Origin of the sequence: Bradyrhizobium oligotrophicum, assembly GCF_051168495.1 — a bacterium.
Classification (GTDB): domain Bacteria; phylum Pseudomonadota; class Alphaproteobacteria; order Rhizobiales; family Xanthobacteraceae; genus Bradyrhizobium; species Bradyrhizobium oligotrophicum_A.
Genome location: NZ_JBNPVB010000011.1, coordinates 1 through 17,656, shown reverse-complemented (window position 1 = coordinate 17,656; position 17,656 = coordinate 1). Strand labels below are relative to the sequence as shown.

The 17,656-nt window shown below is 66.4% G+C and carries 19 protein-coding genes; 10 read left to right on the top strand and 9 right to left on the bottom strand.

Annotation, left to right across the window (positions count from 1 at the left end):
• The first annotated feature begins 49 nt into the window (after positions 1-49).
• From ACQR1B_RS20745 to ACQR1B_RS20725, 5 genes are all read left to right on the top strand, one after another.
• Positions 50-1,408: a formimidoylglutamate deiminase gene (locus ACQR1B_RS20745; RefSeq protein ID WP_434833409.1), complete on the top strand. Its 1,359-nt coding sequence runs from the start codon at positions 50-52 to the stop codon at positions 1,406-1,408.
• A complete protein-coding gene (hutC, locus tag ACQR1B_RS20740; RefSeq protein WP_434833408.1) occupies positions 1,405-2,139 on the top strand; it encodes a histidine utilization repressor in 735 nt (244 codons plus the stop codon). Before ACQR1B_RS20745 ends, hutC begins: the two co-directional genes overlap by 4 nt.
• Positions 2,140-2,270: 131 nt before the next feature.
• Positions 2,271-3,215: an ABC transporter substrate-binding protein gene (locus tag ACQR1B_RS20735; RefSeq protein WP_434833407.1), complete on the top strand. Its 945-nt coding sequence runs from the start codon at positions 2,271-2,273 to the stop codon at positions 3,213-3,215.
• Between the two features lie 255 nt (positions 3,216-3,470).
• On the top strand, positions 3,471-4,244 hold the full coding sequence (locus ACQR1B_RS20730) for an ABC transporter permease (RefSeq protein WP_434833606.1): 774 nt from the start codon (positions 3,471-3,473) through the stop codon (positions 4,242-4,244).
• Positions 4,241-5,026, top strand: a complete 786-nt coding sequence (locus ACQR1B_RS20725) for an ABC transporter ATP-binding protein (protein WP_434833406.1) — start codon at positions 4,241-4,243, stop codon at positions 5,024-5,026. The genes ACQR1B_RS20730 and ACQR1B_RS20725 overlap by 4 nt, the downstream gene beginning before the upstream one ends.
• Positions 5,027-5,140: 114 nt before the next feature.
• On the opposite strand, the gene ACQR1B_RS20720 is transcribed toward ACQR1B_RS20725, so the two are convergent.
• Positions 5,141-5,335: a hypothetical protein gene (locus ACQR1B_RS20720; RefSeq protein WP_434833405.1), complete on the bottom strand. Its 195-nt coding sequence runs from the start codon at positions 5,333-5,335 to the stop codon at positions 5,141-5,143.
• A gap of 268 nt (positions 5,336-5,603) precedes the next feature.
• On the opposite strand from ACQR1B_RS20720, the gene ACQR1B_RS20715 reads away from it, so the two are divergent.
• Positions 5,604-6,503 carry an NAD(P)/FAD-dependent oxidoreductase gene (locus ACQR1B_RS20715; RefSeq protein ID WP_434833404.1) on the top strand — a complete coding sequence of 300 codons (900 nt, stop codon included), beginning with the start codon at positions 5,604-5,606 and terminating at the stop codon, positions 6,501-6,503.
• Positions 6,504-6,610: 107 nt separating this feature from the next.
• Complete coding sequence (locus ACQR1B_RS20710) at positions 6,611-6,799, top strand: hypothetical protein (RefSeq protein WP_434833403.1); 189 nt, start codon at positions 6,611-6,613, stop codon at positions 6,797-6,799.
• Between the two features lie 8 nt (positions 6,800-6,807).
• On the opposite strand, the gene ACQR1B_RS20705 is transcribed toward ACQR1B_RS20710, so the two are convergent.
• The 6 genes from ACQR1B_RS20705 to ACQR1B_RS20680 are packed head-to-tail and all read right to left on the bottom strand — an operon-like array spanning position 6,808 to position 13,065.
• Positions 6,808-7,650 (bottom strand): ABC transporter permease, encoded by an 843-nt coding sequence (locus tag ACQR1B_RS20705; protein WP_434833605.1) that lies wholly within the window; start codon positions 7,648-7,650, stop codon positions 6,808-6,810.
• An 11-nt stretch (positions 7,651-7,661) separates the two neighbouring features.
• Positions 7,662-8,591 carry an ABC transporter permease gene (locus tag ACQR1B_RS20700; protein WP_434833402.1) on the bottom strand — a complete coding sequence of 310 codons (930 nt, stop codon included), beginning with the start codon at positions 8,589-8,591 and terminating at the stop codon, positions 7,662-7,664.
• The gene (locus ACQR1B_RS20695) at positions 8,591-9,583 is read right to left on the bottom strand and encodes an ABC transporter ATP-binding protein (RefSeq protein WP_434833401.1); all 993 of its coding nucleotides are present in this window, start codon (positions 9,581-9,583) and stop codon (positions 8,591-8,593) included. The genes ACQR1B_RS20700 and ACQR1B_RS20695 overlap by 1 nt, the downstream gene beginning before the upstream one ends.
• Positions 9,580-10,554 (bottom strand): ABC transporter ATP-binding protein, encoded by a 975-nt coding sequence (locus ACQR1B_RS20690; RefSeq protein WP_434833400.1) that lies wholly within the window; start codon positions 10,552-10,554, stop codon positions 9,580-9,582. Before ACQR1B_RS20690 ends, ACQR1B_RS20695 begins: the two co-directional genes overlap by 4 nt.
• Positions 10,555-10,558: 4 nt before the next feature.
• On the bottom strand, positions 10,559-12,196 hold the full coding sequence (locus tag ACQR1B_RS20685; protein WP_434833399.1) for an ABC transporter substrate-binding protein: 1,638 nt from the start codon (positions 12,194-12,196) through the stop codon (positions 10,559-10,561).
• A gap of 47 nt (positions 12,197-12,243) precedes the next feature.
• Positions 12,244-13,065 carry a sugar phosphate isomerase/epimerase family protein gene (locus tag ACQR1B_RS20680; RefSeq protein ID WP_434833398.1) on the bottom strand — a complete coding sequence of 274 codons (822 nt, stop codon included), beginning with the start codon at positions 13,063-13,065 and terminating at the stop codon, positions 12,244-12,246.
• Positions 13,066-13,271: 206 nt separating this feature from the next.
• Between ACQR1B_RS20680 and ACQR1B_RS20675 the strand changes: the two genes are divergently transcribed.
• Positions 13,272-14,411 (top strand): hypothetical protein, encoded by a 1,140-nt coding sequence (locus tag ACQR1B_RS20675; protein ID WP_434833397.1) that lies wholly within the window; start codon positions 13,272-13,274, stop codon positions 14,409-14,411.
• Between the two features lie 76 nt (positions 14,412-14,487).
• Here the strand turns inward: ACQR1B_RS20675 and ACQR1B_RS20670 are convergent, their stop codons facing one another.
• Positions 14,488-15,132, bottom strand: coding sequence for a Vgb family protein (locus ACQR1B_RS20670; RefSeq protein WP_434833396.1), 645 nt, complete (start codon positions 15,130-15,132; stop codon positions 14,488-14,490).
• A 36-nt stretch (positions 15,133-15,168) separates the two neighbouring features.
• On the bottom strand, positions 15,169-16,389 hold the full coding sequence (locus ACQR1B_RS20665) for a helix-turn-helix domain-containing protein (protein ID WP_434833395.1): 1,221 nt from the start codon (positions 16,387-16,389) through the stop codon (positions 15,169-15,171).
• Positions 16,390-16,475: 86 nt separating this feature from the next.
• Here ACQR1B_RS20665 and ACQR1B_RS20660 point away from each other — a divergent pair, with 86 nt between their 5' ends.
• Positions 16,476-17,237, top strand: coding sequence for a DUF899 domain-containing protein (locus ACQR1B_RS20660; protein ID WP_434833394.1), 762 nt, complete (start codon positions 16,476-16,478; stop codon positions 17,235-17,237).
• A 12-nt stretch (positions 17,238-17,249) separates the two neighbouring features.
• Positions 17,250-17,501 (top strand): hypothetical protein, encoded by a 252-nt coding sequence (locus ACQR1B_RS20655; RefSeq protein WP_434833393.1) that lies wholly within the window; start codon positions 17,250-17,252, stop codon positions 17,499-17,501.
• The last annotated feature ends 155 nt before the right edge of the window (positions 17,502-17,656 follow it).

The following is a 17,656-nucleotide window of genomic DNA, read 5'->3' as shown; positions in this document are numbered from 1 at the left end:
TCTATACATAAACTCAGCTCCGCCGTCCTGTCCAGCGGGCTGATCGATCATGGCGTCATTGCACCTCGCATCCGCGCTTCTGCCCCATGGTTGGGCCGAGGACGTGCAAATCGTCATCAGCAACGGCACAATCGCGTCGGTCGCCGCGGGCGTGCCTCCGACCTCCGACGACGAGCAACACGAGATCGCAATCGCTGGCATCGCCAGCCTGCACAGTCACGCGTTCCAGCGCGGCATGGCCGGGCTTGCCGAGATCAGCGGTCCCTCCACGGATACGTTCTGGACCTGGCGCGAGACGATGTATCGCTTCGCGCTGTCAATGAGCCCCGAGGATGTCGAGGCGGTCGCGACCCAGCTTTATGTCGAGATGCTGGAACGCGGTTTTACGCGGGTCGGCGAATTCCATTATCTGCATCACGATCGCGACGGCACGCCCTATGCCGATGTCGCCGAGATGGCGGCGCGCATCGCAGCGGCGGCCCGGACATCCGGCATCGGCCTGACCCTGCTGCCGAGCTTCTATGCGCATGGCGGGTTCGGCGGCGCCACGCCGCATGAGGGACAGCGACGCTTCATCTGCGATGTCGATCAGTTCGCCAAGCTGCTGACGGCCTCCCGCAAGGCGATCAACTCGCTTCCTGGCGCCAATCTCGGCATCGCGCCGCACAGCCTGCGCGCGGTGGCGCCAGATGAGTTGACGGCCCTGCTGCCGCTTGCGGGCGGCGGCCCGGTGCACATTCACGCCGCCGAACAGGTCAAGGAGGTCGAAGACTGCCTCGCCTGGTCCGGCCTGAGTCCGGTGCAATGGCTGCTCGATCACCATGCCGTCGATGCGCGCTGGTGCCTGATCCACGCGACCCATATGACGGCGGACGAAACGGCTGCACTCGCGAGCAGCGGCGCGACGGCCGGCCTTTGCCCGATCACCGAAGCCAGCCTCGGCGACGGCATCTTCCCGGCGCGCGACTATCTGCGCGCACGCGGCCACATCGGCATCGGCACCGACTCCAACGTCCTCGTCGGCGTGAGCGACGAGTTGCGCCAGCTCGAATACGGCCAGCGGCTGACGCATCGTGAGCGCAACGTGCTGACGTCAGGTCCGAATGCGTCGACAGGTCGCACGCTGTTTGATGCCGCTCTCGCTGGCGGCGCACAGGCGCTGGCGCAGCCTCTCTCCGGGTTGCAGGTCGGCGGCCGCGCCGACATCGTCACGCTCGATCTGACGCATCCGTCGCTCGCGGGGCGGACGCAAGATGCGCTGCTCGACGGCTGGATCTTCGCAACGTCGCACGACGCGATCGACTGCGTCTGGGCCGGCGGCGTCAAGGTCGTCCAAGGCGGCCACCATCGGTCGCGCGACGCGGCCCGGCGCGGCTTCAGCAGGGCGGTGCGGAGGCTGCTCGCATGAGCCTCGCCGATGACAGCACCAAGCCGGGATCCACGCTCTACAAGACCATTCGGCAGGACATCGAGCGTCGCATCCTGACCGGCGAATGGCCGCCCGGTCACCGCATCCCGTTCGAGCACGAGATCATGGCGCGCTATGGCTGCTCGCGCATGACGGTCAACAAGGCGCTGTCGGAGCTCGCCCAGGCCGATTTGATCGAGCGCCGCCGCCGCGCCGGCAGCTTCGTGCGCCGGCCGCAATTTCTGTCGGCGGTGTTGAAGATCCCGGATATCCGCGCCGAGATCGGCGCGCTCGGCCGCGCCTATGGCTATGAGCTGATCTCATCGACGCGCCGCACTGCCAACACCGCCGACCGCGAGCGCCTCGGCGTCAAGACGCCATGCAAGGTGATTGCGATCCGTTGCCGGCACAGCGCCGACAATCTGCCGTTCGCGATCGAGGATCGCCTGATCGATCTCGATGCCGTGCCCGACGCGGCCAAGGCCAACTTCAAGGTCGATCCGCCCGGCTCCTGGCTGCTGCACCACGTGCCTTGGACCGAAGCGGAGCATGCGATCAGCGCCATCGTCGCCGACGAGGTGGTTGCCGAAGGTCTCGACATCGCGGTCGGAGCACCCTGCCTCGTGATCGAGCGGCACACCTGGCGCCAGAACCAGCCGCTCACCGCTGTCAGGCTGGTCTATCCGGGCGAGCAGCATCGGCTGGTGGCGCGATTCAGGGGGAGTGAATGACCTCATCACGCACGCCAGATCTGAGCACGAGATTTGCAAGCAGGCTGCCAGCGCTTGCAGAGACATGCGGCCACCGCGGCAGAACTGCGGACCGCTCGAACAGCTTCTTTCAACAGCAAAGGATGATGACGATGCGCCAATTGGGACTTCTCGCCGTAACGGCCGCGCTGCTGGCCTCCACCACGGCTTTTGCCGATGACGTCAAGGTCGGCATCGGCATTTCCGGCTGGACCGGATTTGCGCCGCTGACGCTCGCCAAGGAAGCCGGCATCTTCAAGAAGAACGGCCTCGACGTCACCATCAAGAAGATCCCGCAGAAGGATCGTCATCTGGCGATCGCGGCCGGTGACGTGCAGTGCGCGGCGACCACGGTCGAGACCTGGATCTCGTGGAACGCCAATGGTGTCGCCACCAAGCAGATCTTCCAGCTCGACAAGAGCTACGGCGCCGACGGCATGGCCGTGCGCAACGACGTCGCGTCCATCAAGGACCTGAAGGGCAAGACGGTCGCGGCGTCGGCGCCGGGCACCTCGCCCTATTTCGGGCTGGCCTGGATGCTCAAGAAGAACGGCCTGACGGTGAAGGACGTCACCATCGTGAACCTCGAGCCGGCCGCCGCCGCGCAGGCCTTCGTCGCCGGCCAGAACGATGCGGCCATGACCTACGAGCCGTATCTGTCGACAGTGCGTGCTGCGCCGGACAAGGGCAAGATCATTGCCACCACGCTCGACTACCCGATGGTGATGGACACCTTCGGCTGCACGCCGAAATTCCTGTCCGAGAACCCGAAGGCCGCCAAGGCGCTCGCCGACAGCTATTACGAGGCGCTGGAGATGATCGGCAAGGACCAGGGCAAGGCCTATGAGATCATGGGCGCCGACGTGAAGCAGAGCGGCGAGCAGTTCGGCAATTCGGCGAAGTATCTGCGCTGGCAGGACAAGGCCGCCAGCCAGAAGTTCTTCGAGACCGAGTTCAAGACCTTCAACAAGGAAGCCGCGGAGCTGCTGCTCGAGGTCGGCATCATCAAGCAGATCCCGAACGTCGAGGATCTCTATGATGCGAGCTTCATCAAGTAAGCCCGAACGCCTGCCCCGCAAAGATCGTCATTGCGAGCGGAGTGACGCGTCCGCCGAAGCCTTCAGGCGTAGGCGGAAGCAATCCAGGGCCCAGGTTGAGACTCTGGATTGCTTCGTCGCTACGCTCCTCGCAATGACGGTGTTGACGCATCGCGCGCAAAACGACGGCAGCCTGCACTGAAGCGCAGTCGACAAACCCACCGGCAGCCCGCGACACGTCGCGGGCTGCATCCACCACGAAAGCCCTGATCCGTGATCCGTCCCCTTGACCCCGTCAGCGCCAGATCGAGAACCGCGCTCGGCCTCGCCTTCTTTGTCGTATTCGTCGCAGCGTGGTCGCTGGCGACGTTCGGCGGCTATGTGCCGAAGACGTTCCTGGCCGATCCCCTGACCATGCTGCGCGAAGGCTGGGACCTGCTCACCAAGTTCGGCTTTCTCTATGATATCGGCATGACCGTCTGGCGCGTCGTCGGCGGCTTCGTGCTCGCGGCCGTAATCGCCGTCCCGCTCGGCCTGTTGATGGGCGCCTACAAGCCGATCGAGGCGTTCCTCGAGCCGTTCGTTTCCTTTGCCCGCTATCTCCCCGCCTCCGCCTTCATCCCGCTGCTGATCCTCTGGGCGGGCATTGGCGAGTTGCAGAAGCTCTTGATCATCTTCATCGGCTCGGTGTTCCAGATCATCCTGATGATCACGGTCACCGTCGGCAACACACGGCGTGACCTCGTCGAAGCCGCCTATACGCTCGGCGCCAGCGATCGCGGCATCATCGGCCGGGTGCTGCTGCCGTCGGCGGCACCCGATATCGCCGAGATCCTGCGGCTGGTGCTCGGCTGGGCCTGGACCTACGTCATCGTCGCCGAGCTGATCGGCTCCTCCTCGGGCATCGGCCACATGATCACCGACAGCCAGGCGCTGCTCAACACCGGGCAGATCATCTTCGGCATCATCGTGATCGGCCTGATCGGCCTGATCTCGGATTTCCTGTTCAAGGCGTTCAACGCCTGGCTGTTCCCGTGGAAGCTTGCATGACCACGCTCGTCATTGATCAAGTCACGCGCACCTTCCCGGCCCGCCAGGGCCACGCGCCGACACGCGCGCTGGAGCCGGTCGCGCTCACCATCGGCACCAACGACTTCGTCACCATCCTCGGCCCGTCCGGCTGCGGCAAGTCGACCTTGCTGCGCATCGTCGCCGGCCTCGACCATCCGACCAGCGGCAAGGTGCTGCTCGACGGCCGCGAGGTCACCGGGCCCGGGGCCGACCGCGGCATGGTGTTCCAGTCCTATACGCTGTTTCCCTGGCTCACCGTGCGCGAGAACATCGCCTTCGGCCTGCGCGAGCGCGGCGTATCGGAGACCGAGCGCAACGCGGTCGCCGACCGCTTCATCAATCAGATCGGCCTCAAGGGTTTCGAGAACCACTGGCCCAAGCAGCTCTCCGGCGGCATGCAGCAGCGCTGCGCGATCGCGCGCGCGCTCGCCAATGACCCGAAGATCCTGCTGCTCGACGAGCCGTTCGGCGCGCTCGACAACCAGACCCGCGTCTTGATGCAGGAGATGCTGCTCGGCATCTGGGAGCGCGACCAGAAGACGGTGCTGTTCGTCACCCATGACATCGAGGAGGCGATCTTCCTCGGCAGCCGTGTGCTCGTGATGAGCGCCCGTCCCGGGCGCATCAAGGCCGACATCAAGATCGAGCTGCCACACCCGCGCTCCTACAAGGTCAAGACCTCACCGGAATTCGTCGCGCTCAAGGAGCGGCTGGTGGAAGAAATCCGCGCCGAGGCGCTGAAGGTCGCGACGGAGGCGTGAGGCGCGGTTCAGCGACGTGTTGGCGGCGCTGTTCTGCATGCGCTCTCCCGCAAGAGGAGAGTGCGCAATAACGGTCACTGCGCCGCCTCAAATCATACGCCGCGTGCGGAGGGATCAGTGCGGCCAGTCGATCGGGGTGAAGCGCATTTGCCGCCGCCGCATCTCGGCCTGCAATTCGTCGGCATACTGCTTGGCACGATCACCGATCAGCCGGTAGGGACCCCCGATCCGGCTGTCGGCTGCGACCTGCTTTCGTACGCTTTCATAATAGGCCAACAAACTCTCATCGGTAGAATTCACAAAACGCATCGATGCTTCCCGCGACACAACCTTTGGTTCAGAGTGAGTTTGCACGACGCTGCTGCCGCAGCAGCGACATAAGTTAAGTTCCATTGACATAAAAATGTTCCATTCGTGTTCCGCCGCCGTTTGAGAAAATGTATTCCTTGGTTCGTGATGGGGCGGAACTCGGGTTCGCCGGCGGCGTAGTCGACACGGCGGCCGACCATCTGCGTGCGGGTGTTGCACACGTTTGCTCCTGGCGGACCGGCTCATCCTTGAAGGCGGGGCAGCGGCAATGCGCACCGAGGTTCTCATCGTCGGCGGCGGGCCGGCCGGCCTGATGGCTGCGATCTATCTGGCGCGGTTCCGGCGCGACGTCGTGATCGTCGACGGCGGTGCATCTAGGGCAGCCTGGATCCCGCGCAGTCACAATCTGCCGGGCTTTCCCGACGGCATTTCGGGACCTGAACTCCTCGAGCGGATGGAGCGCCAGGTCGAAGACCTGCGCGTTCCCATCATCAGGGACACGGTCACATCGCTCGTGAGATCCGGGAGCGACTTCCTGGCGTCCTTCGCGGATGGCGAAATCGTGGCGCAGCGGGTCATCCTGGCCACGGGCATCATCGACAAGCAGTTTCCGCTGCCCGACTGGATCGAGGCGGTTCGCGAGGGAGAGCTGCGCTACTGCCCCGTCTGCGACGCCTTCGAGGCCGCGGGCCGCAAGATCGCGATTATCGGCACGCTCGGTCATGCTGCGGGCAAGGCTTTGTTCATGCGTGTCTACAGCTCGGATGTCACGCTGATCCCCACGGATGACGCGCAGGATGATGCGGCGCGGCAGAAGCTGGCCGCGGCCGGGGTCCGCGTGATGCCGCGTCTGCATTCGCTGCAGCGCCGCAACGGCAGCATCGCGGCCGCGTTCGCCGACGGCGCCAGCGAACGCTTCGACATCGTGTATCCCGCGATGGGCGCTGAGGTCCGGTCGGACCTCGCGATCCGGATGGGCGCGCGGCACACCGACGAGGAGTTTCTCGAGGTGGATGCCAAGCAGCGCTGCGGCGTCGATGGGCTCTATGGCATCGGCGACGTCGTCACGGACCTGCACCAGATCGCGGTGGCGTTCGGCCATGCCGCCGTTGCCGCCTGCCACGCCCATCATTCGTTGCCGATGCGCTATGTGGCATCACAGGGCTGAGCCCACCGTCGCAAAACGTGATCACAACCCAAAATCGTATTGTACTATGTTAATGTCGTTATCGTTGAGATGGCGGACCGTCCAGCATGGACAGGAGATCGGCATGTTTGACGGCGGCCTCGAGCTGCCGCGAGGAGGCCGAACGTGATCCGGCCCGCCGCGAGCTGTGGCTGCGGGAAGCCTCGAAATGGACGGCGCTGGCGGGTGAGCACGCCGGTCGCGCCCTGATCGTCTGCGAGACGGCCGATGTCGCCGTCGCTGACGCTGCAGAGGTTCGTTACCGCGCCCGCTGCTGAGCCCGGCTCTATTGCAGCGTCGGATCGAGCCGGTCGCGCAGCCAATCGCCGATGACGGAGACGGCGAGCGTCGTCACCACGATCGTGGCCGCCGGCGCCAGCATGATCCAGGGCGCCCGCGTCAGATATTCGCGGCCATAGCCGACCATGTTGCCGAGGCTCGTCATCGGCGGCTGCACGCCGAGGCCGAGGAACGACAGGCCGGACTCCAGCAGGATGACTTCCGGAAACACCAGCGTCATCGAGACGATCAGGGTCGAGGCGATGTTCGGCAGGATGTGCTTCAGGTAGACACGCTGCGGCGTGGCGCCGAGCTGCCGCACGGCCGCGGCATACCCCTGCGCATTGGCTGAGATCGCCAGCCCGCGCGCGATGCGCGCATAGCGCTCCCAGCCGAACAGGCCCATCAGCCCGATCAGGAGCGGCAGCGAGTTGCCGAAGAAGGCGAGCACCGCGAGCGCCAGGATCAGGAACGGCATGCTGGCCTGGAAGTCCGCGAGCATCAGCACGAACTGCTCGACGAGCCCACGGAAATGCGCCGCGAGAAAGCCGAGCGTGGTGCCGGCGATGGCGGAGATCGCGGTGGCGCCGAAGGCGATCAGGAGCGAGATGCGGATCGAGACGACCAGGCGCGACAGCACATCGCGGCCGAGTTCGTCGGTGCCGAGCCAATGCGCCGGGTTGCCCGGCAGGGACAGGCGATTGCGCAGGTCGAACTTGGTGAAGCCGTAAGGCGCGAGCTGGTCGGCGAAGATGGCGAGCAGCAGCATCGCCACGATCCAACCCACGGCGATCGTAACCGAGACGGGAACGTTCGGCCAGCGCAGCCGCCGCGCCGCGGGCGCCTTCATCGCAACGTCGGTCATGCCTCGGCTCCCTTGCTGCGCAGCCGCGGATCGAGCAGGCCGTAGAGAAAGTCGACGATCAGGTTCGACGTGACCATCGTCATCGCGACCAGCAGCAGGATGCACTGCACGACCGCGAGATCGCGGTTGGCGACGGCGACGACGAGCAGCCGGCCGACGCCGGGCCAGGAGAACACGCTCTCGACAACGACCGCACCGGCAATGAGGCTGCCGACCATGAAGCCGAGGATGGTGACGGTCGGAATCGCGGCGTTGGGCAACGCGTGATCGGTGATGACCCTGCGCCAGGGCACGCCCTTGGCCGACGCCGTGCGGATATAAGGCTGGCCGAGAATCTCGAGCATCGCGCTGCGCGTGAAGCGCGCGAGCACGGCGGCGCCGCCGAAGCCGAGCGTGACGATCGGCAGGATGGCATGACGCCACGAATCCTGTCCGCCCGACGGCAGCCAGCCGAGCTGGACGGCGAAGATCAGCACCAGGATCAGCGCCAGCACGAAGCTCGGCACCGTGAAGCCGGCCACCGCCGTAATCATCACGGCGCGATCGATCGCGGAACCTCGATGCAGTGCTGCATAGATGCCGGCGGGAATGCCCAGCAGCACCTTGACCAGGAACGCGGGAATGGTCAGCGCCAGCGTCGCCGGGATGCGCTCGATGACGAGCTGGATCGCCGGGCGGCCGTCACGCATCGAGCGGCCGAGCTCGCCCTGCCCGATCGCCTTGAAGTAGTCGAGATACTGCACCCAGATTGGATGATCGAGGCCCCAGGCCTTGCGGAACGCGGCGATCACCTCGGGCGGCGCTTCCGGCCCCATGATCATCAGCGCGGGATCGCCGGACAGCCTGAGCACGATGAAGGCAAAGGTGACGACCAGCGCGATCGTCAGCAGCGCGCGCGACAGCCGGAGGGCGAAGTAGCGCAGCATCACGCGGCATCCTGGGTCTGCGATTGCGGGCCGGTTACGAGATGACAGGCGACCTGTCGCCGATCGTCGAGGGCCGCAAGCTGCGGCACCTCGACGGCGCAGCGCGCGATCGCATGGCGGCAGCGCGGATGAAAGGCGCAGCCCGACGGGCGCGCGGCAGGGTTCGGCGGATCGCCCGTCAGCACGATGCGACCGGAGCTGCGGCGGCCCGGCGCCGGCGAGGCCGACACCAAGGCCTGCGTGTACGGATGCTGAGGCCGCGCGAACAAATCGTCGGCATCGCCATGCTCGACGATGCGGCCGAGATACATCACCGCGACCTTGCTGCTGATCTGCCGGACCACGCGCAGGTCGTGGCTGATGAACAGCATGGTCAGTCCGAGCCGGGCCTGCAGATCGATCAGGAGGTTTACCACCTGCGCCTGGATCGAGACATCGAGCGCGCTGACCGGCTCATCGCAGACCAGGAAGTCCGGCTTCGTCGCCAATGCGCGCGCGAGCACGATGCGCTGGCGCTGGCCGCCGGACAGCGCGCCGGGATAGCGCCGGCCGTGGCTGTCGTTGAGATCGACGGACTGCAGCAATTCATGCACGCGCGCGTCGCGCTCGGCCTTCGTGCCGATGTCGTGGATGTCGAGCGGCTCGCGGATCTGCTCGGCAACCGGAAGACGGCGGTCGAGCGCGCCGAGCGGATCCTGGAAGATCATCTGCATGCGCGCGCGCTGGGCGCGCCACGCCGCCGTGCCGACCGGGGCAATCGGCGCGCCGTCGAAGCGGACCTGGCCCTGGTCAGGCGGCTCGAGCCCGAGCACCATGCGGCCGGTGGTGGATTTGCCGGAGCCGGACTCGCCGACGATGCCGAGCGTCTCGCCTTTCAGAATCGACAAGCTCAGGCCATCGACGGCGTGGACCGATGTCGGACGCCCGAACAGGCCGGAGCGCATCCGATAGGTGCGCGAGATCCCCTGGATCTCGACGAGCGGCGCTGTCATTCGGCGGCAAGCTCCACCGGCAGCCGCTGCGGCCGCAGGCAGGCCACGGCGCGGTCCTGCTCGAACGGCGCGAGCGGCGGCACGCCGGCATGGCAGCCGTCGCCGGCGAACGTGCAGCGCGGTGCGAAGGCGCAGCCGCTGGGGAGCGCGCGCGGATCGGGCACTGTGCCAGGGATCGCCTGCAGTTTCCGCCGGATGCCGTCGAGCGGCGGCAGCGCGCCGATCAGGCCCTGCGCATAAGGGTGCCAGGGATCATCGAACAGCCGCGACGCGGGCGCGCGCTCGACGATGCGGCCGGCATACATCACGCACACGCGGTCGCAATTCTCGGCGACGACGCCGAGGTCGTGGCTGATCAGCACCATCGCCATGTCGAACTCGCGCCGCACGGCAGCCAGCAGATCGAGGATCTGCGCCTGGATGGTGGCATCGAGCGCGGTGGTCGGCTCGTCGGCGATCAAGAGGTCAGGCTGGCCGGCCAGCGCCATCGCGATCATGATGCGCTGGACCTGGCCACCGGAGAATTCGTGCGGATAGGCGGACAGCCGCCTGTTCGCATCAGGAATGCCGACGAGATCGAGCAGCCTGAGCGCCTCGACCCGCGCGGCCTCGCCGCGCAGGCCACGATGCAGCGCGAGGCTCTCGCACAGCTGCCGGCGGATCGTGAGCACCGGGTTGAGCGCGCTCGCCGGGTCCTGGAAGATCATCGCGATACGCCGGCCGCGGACGGAATCGAGCACCGCGCCGTCAGCGCCGAGCAGTTCGCGGCCGTCGAGCCGGACCGAGCCGGAGACCTTCGCCTTTGCCGGCAACAGGCCGAGCGCCGCGAGCCAGGTCACCGACTTGCCGGATCCGGACTCGCCGACGAGGCCCAAGGCCTCGCCCTTGCTGATCTCAAGATCGATGCCATGCAGCACGGGCGTGCCGTCAAAGGCGACTTTCAGGCCGGAGATGCTGACCAGCGACGCCACGGCATCACGCTCCGTAATTGCCGGAGCGGAAGTCCATCGCGAAGGCCGGCGAGGCCCTCCACTTGATCGACTTCGGCTTGGCGGTGAACGTCGCGTTCTGGTGCAGCACGGTGTAGGCAGGGTCCTCGCGCTCGGCGATTTCCAGCATGCGACGGAACGCCTTCTTGCGCGCGTCGCGATCGGTCGAGGTCTCCAGGAACTCCGACAGCCGGTTGAGCTCGTCATTGCTCCATTCGCCGACCTGCTGCTGCTGGCCGTTCGGACCGTGCTGGGCGACCAGCGAGGACACCGGATCGTTGAACGCGGCGGAGTTGGACCAGTCGCGCACCGCGCGGGTCGGCGCCCGCTCCAGGATCTGCGACCAGTTCTCCTTGGTCTCGATCTGGACGTTCAGGCCGACGGCCCGCCACATCTCGACCAGCACCTGGGCCGTGGCGGTCTGATTGGTGTAGTAGTTGTTGAGCAGGCGGTAGGGGATCGGATCGCCCTTGTAGCCGGCCTGCTTCAGCAGGTCCTGCGCCAGCTTCGGATCGAACGCCGGCACGCTCCAATCGGCGATGAACATGTCGCCGTAGAACTCCCACTGCAACCCCTTCGGCACGCGGGTGCGGCCGGCCCACAGGCTGTCGACGATCGCCTGGCGGTCGATGGCGTGCGTGAACGCACGGCGCACCAGCGGATCGGCGAGCTGCGGATGGTTCTTGTCGAACACGGTCAGGCGGTGATTGAGGATGGTGCCGCCCTGCACCTCGAACGCCGCATTGTTCTCGATGCCGGCAATCTGGTCCGGCGGGATGTCGCAGGCGAACTGATACTCACCTGACAAAAGACCATTGATGCGGCTCGCGACCTCGGGCACTTCGAGGAAACGAATGCGCTTCAGCGGCGGGCGGCCGCCCCAATATTCGTCATGGGCTTCGAGCGTCAGCGACACGTCCGGCTTGAACTCGACGATCTTGTAGGGGCCCGTCGTGATCGGCTTGCGCGCCCAGTCGAGATAGCTCGCCGCCTCCTCCCAGCCGCGCCGGCTCATGATGTCGGAGCCGTAGCGCATCAGGCGGCCTTCGATGGTCACGTCCGGCGTCGCATTGACGAAGCGCACGGTGTATTTGTCGACCGCATCGACGCGAACGAGATCCGGCCAGATCCGTCGGGCGACGCCGATCACGTCCGGCGGCAGCTCCTTGCCCGGGCGCGGCGCCGGGATCTTCTCGAACGCCTTGATGGTCGAGCGGCTCTTGGCCTCGCTGTCGCCGAACATGCGCTCGCGGCTGAACGAGAACACGACGTCGTCGGCCGTCATCTCGTCGCCATTGTGGAACTTGACGCCCTGGCGCAGCTTCAGCTCGACGGTCTGGTCGTCGATGCGCTTCCACTCGGTGGCGAGGCCGGGAACGGCTTCGAGATTGCCGCGGAAGTTCTTCGAGATCAGCCCTTCCCACAGCGACGAATAGAATACGCGCTCGCCGACATTGGACTGCTCGCGCAATACGTCGAGCACGTTCGAATTGGTCACCTTCTGCACGGCAATGGTGACCGAAGGACGGTTGTCGGCTTGCGCGATCGAGACCCGCGGCAAAATGAAGCTGCCGCCGATCGCGGCGCCGGCGCCGAGCAGGCCGCGGCGGGTGAGCTTGGTCATGGCAATCTCTCTTGAGGTTGTCGACTGTGCGAAATGATAAGGACGGCTTATTCGGCGAGGCCGAGCGACGCGAGATAGGCCGCGCCGGCCTTGACGTGATCGTGGTTGCGCAATTCGAGGATCAGGCGCGGATTGGAAGTGAGCTTCGCCAGCGCGCGGAACACCGCGACCCAGCGGATGTTGCCTTCGCCCGGCGCCCAGTGGCGGTCGGCATAGCCGTCGGTATCCTGCAGATGGACATGCGTCAGCATGTCGCCGGCCGCGTCGACATAGTAGTCGACCGGCGGCGCGCCGGTGGAATGATGCGCGTAGTTGGCATGGCCGGTGTCGAGCGACACCCGCATTTTGCTGCTGCCCAGCGCCCTGGCGAGGCCGACGCGATCCTGCGGATTCTTGTCTTCGATGTTCTCGATCACGAGCTCGCAGTTCGCCTGCTCGGCCGAGGCGATGACGTCCGACAGCGTGGCCCTGACACGCTCGATCAGCGCCTCGCGAGCGTCCGGCAGCATGTCGATGTTGTTGGCGTCCCAGGTCGTATAGGGCGAATGGATCACCATCTGCGTGGCGCCGAGAAACTCGGCGACTTCGAGACCCTGCAGCAGGCGCTTGGTCACGGCGCGGCGGATCATCGGATCGTGGCTGGCGATGGTGAAGCCCCAGAACGGGCCGTGGATGCCGAGCCGGCCGGTGTGCCCGTCCAGCATCGCCTTGATCTCCTTGGCGGTGCTCCGCCAGTCGCTGTCGAGCAGGTCGGCGCGGAAGAAGTCCTGGATCTCGAGATCGCGCTGACGCGCAAGCAGCCAGTCGGTGTGGGCAGGGATGGATTTGACGGAGAGGGCGGCACCGAGGATGGGCAGCTTGGCGGACATGGCGAGATCCCTTCTTGAGACCTCGTGAGCGCTAGCTGAGTTCGATGACGGTGCCATGAAGGGCTGTGGATGAGCACCGCGACATGTCGTGCCTCCTCGGCGGCGCAGCCGCCATTCGCAGTATCTCTGGGATGGTCGGCGGTGCGCCACTTCTACTTGACGTAGCCGCGGGAATTGCAACAATGCGGCGAAAACGGGGAATTGGGATGACGGTACGGCGTGCGCTGCTTCGAACGATGCTTTCATTCCTGGCGCTGACGATGGTCGCGCTGAACGCGCCGGCGCATGCAAAAGGGCCTTACGGGTCCATCTCCGTCGCAGGCTGGTCGGGCGGCGCCTACACCGACGACAGCACCGGAAAATTCTCCAGCTGCATCGCCTCCGCCAGCTACAAGAGCGGCATCAATTTCGGTGTGCTCGCGCTGCCGACCTACAATTGGGCTCTCGCCTTCATCAATCCCGCCTGGTCGCTGTCGCAGGGGCAGAAGTTTCCGATCGTGCTGAGCTTCGACGGCCGCAATTCCTACAACGTCGAAGGCTCCGTATGGTCGGCCAACATGGTCGTCGTGCCGATGCCGAACGATTCCAGCCTGATCAAGGCGTTCAGGGCCGCGCGCACAATGTCGGCCTTCGCCCAGGGCAATCTGTTCCAGTTCGATCTGATCGGCACGTCGGTGCTGCTGCCGTCACTGGCCAATTGCGTGCGCATGATCAATGCCGGCGGACTGGCTGCTGCGACGAATTTCACCGCTCAACCGAACGCGCCCTCGGCGCAGCGCCCGGCTGCACCGGCGGCCGCCCCCGCGCCGGCTGCGTCCGCCGGCGTGCAGCCGGCCCGGGCCTCGGAGGACTCTCCCGAGCTGCAACTCGAAGCAATGCAGATCGCCTCCAATTTCATTCTGAAGGCGGCGTTGTCGCATCCGGCGATCCTCGGCGGCGGCGAGCGGCCGGTGTGGCTGACGTCGGGCGGGGTCGCCTGGAAAGCGGACAACGCCACCGGCTTCGTCCGGATCGTGCCGCCGCAGCGCAATGTCGATGGCCTCGAAGTCGCCGCCACGATCATCGGCAACGATGCCCGCGACTGCAAGGGCAAGTTCATTTCGGCGCGCAACAGCGAGCTGGTCGACAGCGCCGTGGTGTTCCGCGGCATGTCGTCCTGCGAGGACAGCGAGAAGTCCGATATCGCCGAGTACTTCATCTTCCCGCGCAAGACCGGCGGCTTCGTCCTGTTCTCGGTGGTCACACCGACCCGACCGGTCGGCGGTGGTAGCGGCCAGCAGTTGCAGACGCGCGAGGAAGCCAACGCCAACTTCCGCAAGGCGGCCTATACGTCGCTCGGCAAGTAGGTCGCTGAGCAGACTGACCATCCGTACGCGTACGAATGGCCTGCTCGTGACACTTCGGTACGTTGACAGCACGCTCTCAGTTGCGCGCCCGCTTCGGCCGCCGCACCGCGCGCACCTTGCCGCTGCCGCCGCCGCCGCAATACAGCGTCTCGCCGCCGTCGGATTCCATGCCCGAGACGCCAGTACCTGCGGGCATGTCGAGCTGATCGAGCACCTCGCCGGTCGTCGGATCGATGCGCCTGATGTCGCTGACGTCATCCTCCCAGGTGCCGTGCCAGAGATCGCCGTCGACCCAGGTCACGCCGGTGACGAAGCGCGTGCACGGGATGCTGCGCAGGATCCGTCCCGTCGCCGGATCGATCTGGTGGATCTTGCGATCGCGATAGGCGCCGACCCAGAGCGAGCCCTCCGCCCACGCCAGCCCGGAATCGCCGCCGCCCGAGGGCGCCGGGATCGTCGCGAGCACGCGGCCGCTGTCGGGATCGACCTTGTGAATGCGATCCTCGGCGATCTGGTAGAGATGCCGGCCGTCGAAAGCGGTGCCGGCATGAGACGGCAGGTCTATCGATTTCCGCACCGAGCCGTCGGCGGGATCGAACGCCTTGATGCTGCCCCCGGTGGCGATCCACACCTGGCCGCCATCATAGGTGACTCCATTGACGCGATCGGCGCCGTCGAAGGGGCCGTATTCGCGGATGATCTCTGCAGGCGCTCTCGTCATGCTGGCCGTCCATGTCCTGGTTGTGACAGCGTCACGCTAGTCGAGGGAGGACCAGGCCGGGAGTAACAAGCTGGTCGCGAATGCCGGCACCACCGGGCAGGTCCAGCGCTGCGCGCGGCCGCGGCCGAACGACTGCACCTTGCCCGACAGGGCCAACGCATCGAGCGCGCGCTGCACCGTGCGCTGGCTCGCGCCGAGCGCCAGCGCAAGGCCGGAGCTCGACCACGCCTCGCCGTCGGCGAGGCAGGCGAGCACGGCGGCGTTCTCGTCCTCGATCGGCTGTGCCAGCACCACGACATCGCGGCCGTCGCACGGCACCAGCGCAAAGCCATCGCGCGTGGCATTCACATCGGCCATGCCCTTCAGCAGATGGCGCAGGCGTCCGATCTCGACACGCAGACGCGCACGATGCGACTCGTCGGCCTCCTTGCCGCGGAACGCGTCCGCGATCAGCGCCGACCGCGTGACATCATGAGTGACCTCCTCGGCCAATCGCCGCGCGAGCGCAAACAGCACCGGACGCCGCGCCAACGGCACGATCCGGTCGCCCTGTCTCACCCCGAGACGGCAGGCATCGACGATCAGTTTGTCCGATCGAAACAGCGCCTCGACCTCATCGAGTTGCAGCAGCCGTTGCGAGCTTCCTTGGATCAATCGCGCGGCCGGCGCTGACAGCGTCGCCGCGGCCCGCTCGACCTCGGCATGCAGCTCCAGACTGCGCGCCAGCCGGGCCGTACGCGCGGCCCGCTCCAGCGCGGCCTGCGCGGCCTTGATCTGCAGGCGGCGCAGCGCCAATCCCGCGACGATCAGCTCGTAGATCGTGCGCGCCGCCGGGTGCAGTGGCGTGGGATCGAGATCCGCCAGTCCACGCTCGGCCTCATCGAGATGACCAATGAGCACCATGCGCCGGATTTCGAGGCTGCGGGCATAGGCGGCATTGGTGCGGTCGCCTTGCTGCTCGAGAGTCTCGCGCGCCTCGGCCAGCGCCTTCGTCGGCCACGACAGGTCTCGCGCAGCAAGCGCGATCTCGGCCTCCGCGACGGCGCAGCGGGCGCGCGCGAGCGCCGCCTTCGGGCCGAAGCTTCGTGCGGCCTGCCGCAACAACGCCTTCGCCCTGATGACATCGCCGAGGCGCGCCATGGCAATGCCGCGCAGCGCCAGCGCCGGAGGATCATCGCGCAGCGCGACGCGGTTCAATGCGCCGAGCGGATCACCGGCGGCGAGCGCCTGCGCTGCAGCCGATATCAGCGAGTCCATGTAAATCCCGCCACACTTGTCACTCCCGGCGCCTCCCGCGCCGATCCTAGTCTCAGTTGCGGTCAACACGCAAAGGGAACACCGACATGACCATGCATCTCACTGGAACTCGCGAAGACTGGCTCAAGGCACGGCTCGACCTGCTGCAAGCCGAGAAGGACTTCACCCGCCGCGGCGATGAGCTGGCGCAGCGCCGCCAGGCCCTGCCCTGGGTTCGCGTCGACAAGGCCTATCGCTTCGACACGGACGATGGGCCCGCCAGCTTGCCCGACCTGTTCAAGGGCCGCACGCAGCTCCTCGTCTATCACTTCATGTTCGGGCCCGACTTCCAGGCCGGCTGCCCGTCCTGCTCGATGATCGCCGACGGCTTCAACGGCTTCCAGGTCCATCTCGCCAATCACGACGTGATGCTGTGGGCGGTGTCGCGCGCGCCGCTGGCCAAGCTGAAGGCCTACAAGTCACGCATGGGCTGGAGCTTCCCCTGGGCGTCGTCGGCGAGCAGCGACTTCAATTTCGACTTCAACGTCGCGATCACCGAGGAACAGCAGCGCCGGGGCGGCACCGAGCACAACTATCGCACCAGCCCTCCGATGACGCCGTCGGACGTCCCCGCCATGGTGGCGGAGGTCGCAGCGGGCACCGGCACGGACGGTGCGACCTTCATGCGCGATCGCCCGGGCCTGAGCGCCTTCATCGTCGAGGCTGGTGTCGTCTATCACACCTATTCGAGCTACGCCCGCGGCCTCGACGGGCTGTGGGGCGCCTATCAGTGGCTCGATCGCGCGCCGAAGGGCCGCAACGAGCAGGGCGTGTGGTGGCGCCGCCACGACGAATACGCGGCCCGCTGACGGAGCAAAGCCATGGCGTTCTTTGCTTCCAGACGGCGCATGATGCCCGACGTTGCCGATGCCCTGCGCTTCGCTGCGGCGCCGACCTTCGCGCTGATGGCGGTCCTGAACGCCATGGCCCGCGACAGCCGCTCGGACGTGATCTGCTCGGTCATGCCGGCCGGCGCCCCACTTGGCGACATGACCGTGATGTATCTGCTGATGAGTGCGTTCCACCTCGTGCCCTGGCTGAAGCGCATCAGCGGCAGCTTCCCTAAAGATTGATGCGGGGTATGCTTCCGCGCGCATCGCCAGCGGAAAGAGACCCCTCACCCGAGCGCGTGTGCGGAGAAGCCGGCGCTGCCCTCTCCCCTTGTGGGCTACCGGATTCACACATCGCCTCGCGTGAGGAGGTTTGCACCGCGCTTCATGGCCTGGAA